Source organism: uncultured Dialister sp. (assembly GCA_900314595.1).
Lineage (GTDB): Bacteria > Bacillota > Negativicutes > Veillonellales > Dialisteraceae > Dialister.
The window spans coordinates 1-8,033 of the sequence record OMVW01000058.1; the positions used below are offsets into that span (position 1 = coordinate 1).

Sequence of the window (8,033 nt, forward strand, 5' to 3'; positions counted from 1 at the left end):
ATTACTGTTTACAGCTTGCGCTCCGCTACACTCGGCGACAAATACCTGTAACTGGACTTTCACCAGCTAGAATCGTGCCATGCCCGGCACACTAAAAAAAGCCCGCTTCCATATTTTGAAGCGGGCTTCCTTCACTTACCACTTTGAACTAATTCAGTTCCATCGAAAATGAGATAAAGCTCATTATGCACGAAGAATGGATTTCAAAAATGCCTTTGTTCTTTCGCTCTTCGGATGGTCGAAGACTTCTTCGGAGGTTCCTTCTTCTTCCACTTTTCCGTCTACCATGAAAAGGATTTTGTCGGAGACGGACTTGGCGAAGGCCATTTCGTGGGTGACGATGGCCATGGTCATATTTTCATCGGCCAGCTGCTGGATAGTTTTCAGCACTTCACCGGTGAGTTCCGGGTCAAGGGCTGACGTTGGTTCATCAAAAAGCATAATCGCCGGGTTCATGGCAAGAGCCCTGGCAATGGCCACACGCTGTTTCTGGCCGCCGGAAAGGCTGCCGGGGTAGACGTCTTTTTTATTGAGGAGGCCTACTTTATTCAGCAAATCTTCCGCAATGGGAAGGATTTCTTCTTTCTTCATGCCTTTTACATAAATGGGGGCCACCATGACATTATCCAGCACCGTCATATGGGGGAACAGATTGAAAGACTGGAAAACCATGCCCATCTTGGCCAGGATTTCTTTCGCTTTATTTTCCGGCGCATACACCACCTGACCGTTCTTTTCTTCTGCCAGATAATCGCCGTCTACTTTGATGGAGCCTCCCTGGATGGATTCCAGATGGATGAGGCAGCGGAGGAGCGTACTTTTCCCTGCACCGGAAGGTCCGATGATGGAAATGACCTGCCCTTTATCCAGGTCGAGATCTACTCCATGGAGGATGGTGAGCTTCCCGAAATCTTTCCTGATATTTCTCATTTCAATAAAACTCATAGTCCCGCCTCATTCCTCATAAACCGCATAGTGGGCTTCCACATATGCCAGAATCTTCGTCAGTACTGCAGTGCAGACCAGGTAGAAAACCGCAGCTACCAGGAATGGAGTCGTATCGAAATCACGCTGTACGAATGCGCGGGTGACACGCATGAGATCGTTCATGGCCAGGATATAGACCAGGGACGTATCTTTCAGAAGAGTAATGGTTTCATTGCCAAGGGGAGGAATGACCCGCTTCACCACCTGGGGCAGGATGATATGCCACATGGTCTGTCTGTAACCGAACCCCAGCACCTTCGCCCCTTCATACTGTCCTTTCGGAATGGACTGGATACCGCCCCTGAATATTTCTGCAAAGTACGCACAGTAGTTGGCCACGAAAGCAATGATGGCCGCAGGGAAATCATCAATCTGCAGATGAAGCATTAATGGCAGGCCGTAGTAGATGAACATAATCTGCAGCATAAGAGGAGTGCCTCTCATGACATAGATATAAGTCTCCGCCAGTTTCCGAAGAACTGCCACTTTGGAAATACGGACCAGCGCCAGCAGCACGCCCACCGGCAGGGCCAGCACGATGGTGATCAGGAAAATCTTCGCTGATACGCCAAGGCCAACGAACATATTGGGTAGAATCTTTAAAATATAATCCATTCGATAGCTCCTTATATAAATGGGAAATCCCCTTTTGACAGCCTTCCCGTCCTTTCCCGAAGCGGAAAGCGGCTTATTTAAGTTTATAATACTCTTTCTTTATTCTTTTAACAAGATAGAGAAACAGATTTTATGGCAGAAATATAAAAGAGCAATAGAAAACCGGGACAGTTTGATTGTCCCGGTTTTACATATTTCCTATGGAAATTATTTCAGCAGTACGTCCTTGCCGAACCACTTGTTGGAAATCTTGGCTGCTTCGCCATTGGCAATGACTTTTGCAATACCGTCATTCAGGAGATCCACCAGTGCCTGATTGTCTTTCTTGATACCGATGGAGAAAGTATCCTTGGATACGACATCCGGCAGTTCTCTGAACTTATCCGGTTTCTTGGTCATGTAGTATTCATTCAGCACCGTATCAGCCAGTACCGCATCGCAGCGGCCGGATTCCAGATCCATGAAGCAGGCGGTGAGGTCCGGATAGGATTTCACTTCTGCAAAGGCAGCCTTCAGCTGGGGATCGCGGTTGAGCGCGGTTTCAGCGGTGGAAGCTTCCTGAATGGTAATCTTCTTGCCCTTCAGGTCAGCCATGCTCTGGTATGGGGTATCTTTGAGGACTACGAATTCCTGCAGGTTATCCATGTACGGTTTGGTAAATGCCAGTTTCTTCTGACGTTCCGGAGTCATGGTGAAACCATTCCAGATGCAGTCGATACGGCCGGAATTCAGTTCCGTTTCCTTGGAAGCCCAGTCAATCGGCTTGAATTCGATCGGTACACCGATTTCCTTGGAAATCGCATTGGCCATATCGATATCGAAGCCTACAATCTTGCCGGAATCATCGCGGAAGCCCATCGGTGCGAAGGTATCATCCATGCCTGCTACGATTTTTGCCGGTTTTGCAGCAGCTGCTGCCGATTTGGCCGGAGCAGAAGAAGCAGCCGGTTTCTTGTCTCCGCCGCCGCAGCCTGCCAGCATTCCTACACAACCCAGCGCCAGAACTCCTGCCATGACCATCTTTTTCAGTTTCATATTGTCCCTCTCCTTTAAAAATGATGAAATATGGAATCGTCTCTTTATTTCTTTATCCTAGTAAAGAATTGCTATGACAATATAGTAGCCCCTTTCCCTGCTTTTGTCAAGTAGAGGAGGGAAGAATCCTGATGATGGGAGAATGATTTTCATTTCAATTTTTATACGGAAATATAACGGTTCCGTCCCGCCTTTTACATCCTGCAGCAGCGAGAGAGCATGGATGAGACAATAGTTTTACCACCTTTTTACCTACCCGTCGTGCTATAATAAAAATAGAAAGAGAAGGTAAAATGCTATGAATACACCGATCATATTCAACTTGTCCATCGGCAGCCGGAAGCCGCACTCGGGGAGGCAGAAGGTCTGCCCTTTCTGTCATCCGGAGAAACTGACGAATGTCATCGAGCAGGAGGGAGACCTCATCTGGCTCATGAATAAATTTCCGGTTTTTGAAAATACCTGGCCCACAGTCATCGTGGAGACGGCAGACCACAATGGAGAGCTCACCACCTACCATCCGGAGAAACTGCACCAGGTGATTTCCTTCGGCCTCTCCCATTGGCTGGAGCTGGAGAAGGATAAAAGGTTCCAGTCGGTCCTTTATTTCCGGAACTTCGGCCCTGAATCCGGCGGTTCCCAGCGTCATCCCCATTCCCAGATCATCGGGCTGGAGGATTACGATTATATGGAAAATATTTCCCCCGAAAACTTCATGGGTCCCGTAGTCCACGAAGATGAGGACTGCTATGCTACCATTTCCGACTATCCCCTCTCGAGCATGGGCGAGCTCAATGTGCTCCTCAAAAAAGACGGGGCACCTGACAAATTTGCAGATACCATCCAGACTCTGGCGCGGTTTGCGCTGAATGATTTCCCTCTCCGCTGCACGAGCTACAATATTTTCTTTTACCATACGAAACATAATATCTGTGCCAAAATATTTCCCCGTTACTCCGCATCCCCGCTCTACATGGGCTATCGCATCACCCATGTCATGGACAGGAGGAGCAAGAAAAAGACCATGGATATCCTGACGTCAGACAAATATTTTGGAGCGAAATCATGAAATTATACGCTTTCAGCGATTTCCACCTTTCCGGAGATCCGCCGACAAAGCCTATGGATATATTCGGAGCCCACTGGCATAACCACCGGGAAAAAATCGTAAAGGCCTGGCTCGATACGATTAGCCCGGAAGATACGGTCATTATGGCCGGCGACCTTTCCTGGGCCATGCGCATGGAAGATGCCATAGCAGACCTTAAAATGCTGGGCACCCTGCCGGGGCGGAAAATCATCGTCCGCGGCAACCACGACTACTGGTGGGACACGGTGACGAAAATGACCCGCTTTACGGAAGGGGCCTTTGAATTCATCCACAATTCCGCCATCGATGCAGGAGGAGTGGCTCTGGCCGGCACCCGCGGCTGGATTTCCGAAACTTCAAAAAAATATGTGGAAAAAACGGACAAATCCATCATCCTCCGGGAAGAAGGCAGACTGGAAAGGTCCCTGGAGCTGGCAGAAAAAATGAATACGCCCCGCATCATGGCAGTGCTTCATTACCCGCCTTTTGATGAAAACAGAAATCCTTCGTCCATGCTGGAAATCATGAAGAAACATCATGTGACAGACTGCATCTACGGCCATATCCACGGGGCACCCAATTTCGTGAATCTTCCGGATGAGCTGGAAGGCATAAAACTTCACCTCACCAGTGCGGACTACCTTGATTTCAAGCCTTACTATATCTGTGATCTGGAGGCGCCTCATGCATAGACTGGCAGAAAGCAGGCTCCTTGCCGGCTGCATCTACGGAGACAACAGGAATCACGAATATGTCTACCTCCCGGGAAGCGAACTGGGTGCGGAAAATCCCGTCCTCGTCTACGAAACGGAAGAAGGCCATTCTGACCTTTCCATGGAAGAGGCCCTCTCGGTGATTGAAAAGAGAAGCCTCCGCATGGTCAGACATCCGGTATTTGGGGAGAGGACATTGTGAGTGATGAGTGGTTAGTTTTTAGTTGTTAGTTTTTAGTAAAATCGCCGTGCGCCCCTTCACGAAAAGGGCGCACTTTTATTTTAAAGACCTTTTTACAGGAAAATTTCTCTAAGCACTATGCACTAAAAAAGCTGTACAGCTATGAATACATAACTGTACAGCTTTTTTATGCTTTGAATAATTTCTGAAAGGGAAGCAGCACCGGGAGCGGCAGGAAACGGGCGCCCAGGTACGTCAGCTTTCCCATGAATCCGGGAATGCAGAGAGATTCTCCTTTCCGGGCCGCAGACAGAGCATCTTTTGCCACATCCGCCGCTTTGAGGGCTCCAAAAGGATTCTTCGGTCCTTCGGCCTTCGAAATGAATTCGGTATCTCCAATCCAGTAAGGGCAGAGGGAAGTCACTGTAATGCCTCTGGGTTTGAGCTCTTTGGCAAGGGCCCTCGAGAATCGTAAGAGGAAACTTTTTGAGGCGCTGTAGACGGAAAGCTTCGGAAGAGGCACGAAAGCGGCTGCGGAGCACACATTGATGATGGCGCTTTTCCTTTTCATATAAGGCAGGCAGAGTCTGATGAGCCTCAAAGGCGCTTCATTATGGAGGCGGACCATGGAAATGATTTCTTCCGACTTCTCTTCCTCAAAGGAAATGACATGGCCGAAGCCTGCATTATTGATGAGAAGTCTCACTTCCGGCTTTTCTTTTTGAAGAAGTCCGGAAATTTTTTCGAAGCTTTCCTCCTTTGTAAGATCCAGCGGCAGTACGCGCAGACGAAGTCCCTTCTGTGCCAGAGAGAGCAGTTCCTCTTTCCTGCGGGCCATGACCCATATTTCCTCATATTTCTTTTCTGCTGCCAGCTCTTTCACGAATTCCCGGCCCAGACCCGAGGAAGCGCCGGTAACGATGGCAATTTTCATGATTCCATCATCAGCACCGCCATATGGCGGCCCGTATCTCCGTGATCCTTGCGATAGGAATAGAAAAGATCGTCCCTGTCCCAGGTGCAGAAATGACAGTCCTCGATGTGATTTTCCGAAAGGCCCGCCTTTTTCATCAGTACATGGTTCGCTTCTGCCAGGGCAAAGAGGTATTTCCCATTGGGCTTCGTTTGATACAGTTTTTCAAATTCAGAAGGCGTGAAAAGAGGCCGCATGGCTTCCACCACTTCTCCGCCCACCTCAAAATTTTCAAAACCGATGGCCGGACCGATGGCTCCCAGGATATCTTTTGGATCACAGCCAAATTTTTCCACCATCAGGTCCACTGTCTTTCCCACGATATTTCCTGCGGTCCCCCGCCAGCCTCCATGGGAAAGGCCGATGACTTTTCTCACAGGGTCAAAGAAGAAAAGAGGGGTGCAGTCCGCATAATTCATGGTCAGGGGCACAGCCGGTTCATCCGTAATAAGTCCGTCGGTTCCGGGAATGGAACTTTCCAGAGACAGGGCGCCCCGCCCGCAGTCTTTTTTCGTCACGATTTCGATGTGGGTCCCGTGAACCTGGCGGCAGTTGATGAGCTGCTTTGCATCAAGGCCCAGTTCATGAAAGAAACGGCGACGGTTTTCCAGCACATTTTCCAGAGAATCCCCCGTATGCAGACCCATATTGAGACTGTCATAAGGAGAAACGCTCACGCCGCCCTTCCTGGTGGAAACAGCTGCCTTAACGGGCAGGTTCTTATATATAGTAAAAGAAAGATAAGGAATCTGATTTCCGCAAATCACAGGAGTCCCTCCTTTATAAAATCAAAATCCGGCCATAAGGCGGAAATGACACGTTTCATATCTTCCGGAAGGGGAGCCTTGAAATATAATTTCTCCCCTGTTTCCGGATGATGAAAAGTCACAGTGAAAGCATGGAGTCCCTGCCGGCCCATGAGATCCAGGGGACCCCCATACAGGGTATCTCCCAGAAGGGGATGACCGAGGTGCGTGCAGTGGACCCGGATCTGGTGGGTCCTTCCCGAAAGGAGATGAAGTCTCAAAAGACTTGCCTTTTCCGATGAAGCCAGCACTTTGTACTCCGTGGCCGCCCATTTGCCATCTTCCCGCACCATCCATTCCACGATGGAACCCGGTCTGCGCCCGATGGGAGCTTCGATGGTCCCCTCTCCTTCCATATTTCCGGAGACAAGAGCCAGGTACTCCCGGTAAAGCACATCGTGGGACTTTGACAATTCATACTGCCCTTTGGCCGACTTGGCCACCACTACGATTCCTGTAGTATTCCTGTCCAGCCGGTACACCGGATGAATGCCGGACTCTTCCCCTTTCTTCTGGAAATAGCCGGCCACCGCATTCACCAGCGTATCATGGGCTTCTTTCGACGTGGGATGAATAATCATGCCCGGGCCCTTGTTCACGATGAGAAGCTCTTTATCCTCATATAAAATATCCAGAGGAATATCAGACGGAACGATATCAGACTCCTCGCTCCAGGAAAAGCGCAGCACGTCCCCCGCCTTCACTGGAGTCTTCGCATTGTGCAGCGCTTCCCCGTTCAAAGAAAAAATACCATTCCATTTGATTCTTTTCCAGAGAGCGCCGGATAAATGAAGTCTCTTCCTTGCAATATCCTTCACCACCCGCCCCTCATCATCTTCCCCGCAGGTCCATAGGATTTCCATGCCTTCACCTCCTTTCAGATAGAAAAAGTATATCATGACCTGCCTCATATGGCCAATTCAGATTCCTTTTGAAATATGTCCTTGACAAAATCCATATATTCTCGTGTAGTGTATGTACACAGTGTAGATACACTATTATGGAAGAACTTATGAAAACCATCGACTGCTACTGCGCTGCCTCCCGCCACGGAGCGCAAATCCTGACTTCTTTTTATATGGAAACAAAATAAAAGATACAGAAAAGACGAATCACCTCATGCGCCCTGATGCAACTGAAGGATTCCGAAAACACCACACGACAGCCATAAAGCCATCTCCCAAGGGAGATGGCTTTTGTTCATTAGAAACAAGCCAGTGCAGAGCCCCCATATAAAAATCGTTGGCTCATCAGCGACAACACCTTATCGGGGCTCGCCGAGGTTTGCTGACTCACGAATACCGTATGTTCCTCATTCCATAGTAACTGCCCAAAACCTCAAATCAGTCCGTTACGCATGGACCATTTACAGTCCACTTCGATACATACCATCGTACGCCCCCTCACCCTATCGGGAGCTCCCCGGACGCGGGGAGCACGCCACTATCGATTCCCTGCTTAGGCGTCACAAAAGTCAATTTCCCCCGCCTGTTAATTCCTCGAAAAGTTCTTTTCAACTCCGCCTGTGCAAAGCCCCAAATAGGGTAGAGTTATTAGCCCTCCCATTGCACCGTACGTACGGTCCTCGTATACGGCGCTACATTGTTACATCTATTCCTTAAGCTCAGATAGT

General features: G+C 49.1%; 9 protein-coding genes. 3 read left to right on the forward strand and 6 right to left on the reverse strand.

Annotated elements, in window-relative coordinates:
* Nucleotides 1-183 precede the first annotated feature (183 nt).
* The 3 genes from QZN42_RS09555 to QZN42_RS09565 all read right to left on the reverse strand — a co-directional run bounded on the left by QZN42_RS09555 (nt 184) and on the right by QZN42_RS09565 (nt 2,637).
* Nucleotides 184-945, reverse strand: coding sequence for an amino acid ABC transporter ATP-binding protein (locus QZN42_RS09555; RefSeq protein ID WP_296957068.1), 762 nt, complete (start codon nt 943-945; stop codon nt 184-186).
* A 9-nt stretch (nt 946-954) separates the two neighbouring features.
* Nucleotides 955-1,602, reverse strand: coding sequence for an amino acid ABC transporter permease (locus tag QZN42_RS09560; RefSeq protein ID WP_296957070.1), 648 nt, complete (start codon nt 1,600-1,602; stop codon nt 955-957).
* A gap of 207 nt (nt 1,603-1,809) precedes the next feature.
* Complete coding sequence (locus QZN42_RS09565; protein WP_296957072.1) at nt 1,810-2,637, reverse strand: amino acid ABC transporter substrate-binding protein; 828 nt, start codon at nt 2,635-2,637, stop codon at nt 1,810-1,812.
* 298 nt (nt 2,638-2,935) lie between these two features.
* Between QZN42_RS09565 and QZN42_RS09570 the strand changes: the two genes are divergently transcribed.
* The 3 genes from QZN42_RS09570 to QZN42_RS09580 are packed head-to-tail and all read left to right on the forward strand — an operon-like array spanning nt 2,936 to nt 4,642.
* Entirely contained in the window at nt 2,936-3,706 is a 771-nt protein-coding gene (locus QZN42_RS09570) for a DUF4931 domain-containing protein (protein WP_296957073.1), read from the forward strand.
* Nucleotides 3,703-4,419, forward strand: coding sequence for a metallophosphoesterase (locus tag QZN42_RS09575; RefSeq protein ID WP_296957074.1), 717 nt, complete (start codon nt 3,703-3,705; stop codon nt 4,417-4,419). The genes QZN42_RS09570 and QZN42_RS09575 overlap by 4 nt, the downstream gene beginning before the upstream one ends.
* Nucleotides 4,412-4,642: a hypothetical protein gene (locus tag QZN42_RS09580; RefSeq protein WP_296957076.1), complete on the forward strand. Its 231-nt coding sequence runs from the start codon at nt 4,412-4,414 to the stop codon at nt 4,640-4,642. Before QZN42_RS09575 ends, QZN42_RS09580 begins: the two co-directional genes overlap by 8 nt.
* A gap of 166 nt (nt 4,643-4,808) precedes the next feature.
* Here the strand turns inward: QZN42_RS09580 and QZN42_RS09585 are convergent, their stop codons facing one another.
* The 3 genes from QZN42_RS09585 to QZN42_RS09595 are packed head-to-tail and all read right to left on the reverse strand — an operon-like array spanning nt 4,809 to nt 7,263.
* Nucleotides 4,809-5,555 (reverse strand): SDR family oxidoreductase, encoded by a 747-nt coding sequence (locus QZN42_RS09585; RefSeq protein WP_296957078.1) that lies wholly within the window; start codon nt 5,553-5,555, stop codon nt 4,809-4,811.
* Entirely contained in the window at nt 5,552-6,361 is an 810-nt protein-coding gene (pgeF, locus tag QZN42_RS09590) for a peptidoglycan editing factor PgeF (protein WP_296957079.1), read from the reverse strand. The genes QZN42_RS09585 and pgeF overlap by 4 nt, the downstream gene beginning before the upstream one ends.
* Entirely contained in the window at nt 6,358-7,263 is a 906-nt protein-coding gene (locus QZN42_RS09595) for an RluA family pseudouridine synthase (RefSeq protein WP_296957080.1), read from the reverse strand. The genes pgeF and QZN42_RS09595 overlap by 4 nt, the downstream gene beginning before the upstream one ends.
* Nucleotides 7,264-8,033: the final 770 nt, after the last annotated feature.

Bases quoted from the DNA above. Each gene is read 5' to 3' on its own strand.
- QZN42_RS09555 (WP_296957068.1), bottom strand. From the start codon at position 945: ATGAGTTTTATTGAAATGAGAAATATCAGGAAAGATTTCGGGAAGCTC.
- QZN42_RS09560 (WP_296957070.1), bottom strand. From the start codon at position 1,602: ATGGATTATATTTTAAAGATTCTACCCAATATGTTCGTTGGCCTTGGC.
- QZN42_RS09565 (WP_296957072.1), bottom strand. From the start codon at position 2,637: ATGAAACTGAAAAAGATGGTCATGGCAGGAGTTCTGGCGCTGGGTTGT.
- QZN42_RS09570 (WP_296957073.1), top strand. From the start codon at position 2,936: ATGAATACACCGATCATATTCAACTTGTCCATCGGCAGCCGGAAGCCG.
- QZN42_RS09575 (WP_296957074.1), top strand. From the start codon at position 3,703: ATGAAATTATACGCTTTCAGCGATTTCCACCTTTCCGGAGATCCGCCG.
- QZN42_RS09580 (WP_296957076.1), top strand. From the start codon at position 4,412: ATGCATAGACTGGCAGAAAGCAGGCTCCTTGCCGGCTGCATCTACGGA.
- QZN42_RS09585 (WP_296957078.1), bottom strand. From the start codon at position 5,555: ATGAAAATTGCCATCGTTACCGGCGCTTCCTCGGGTCTGGGCCGGGAA.
- QZN42_RS09595 (WP_296957080.1), bottom strand. From the start codon at position 7,263: ATGGAAATCCTATGGACCTGCGGGGAAGATGATGAGGGGCGGGTGGTG.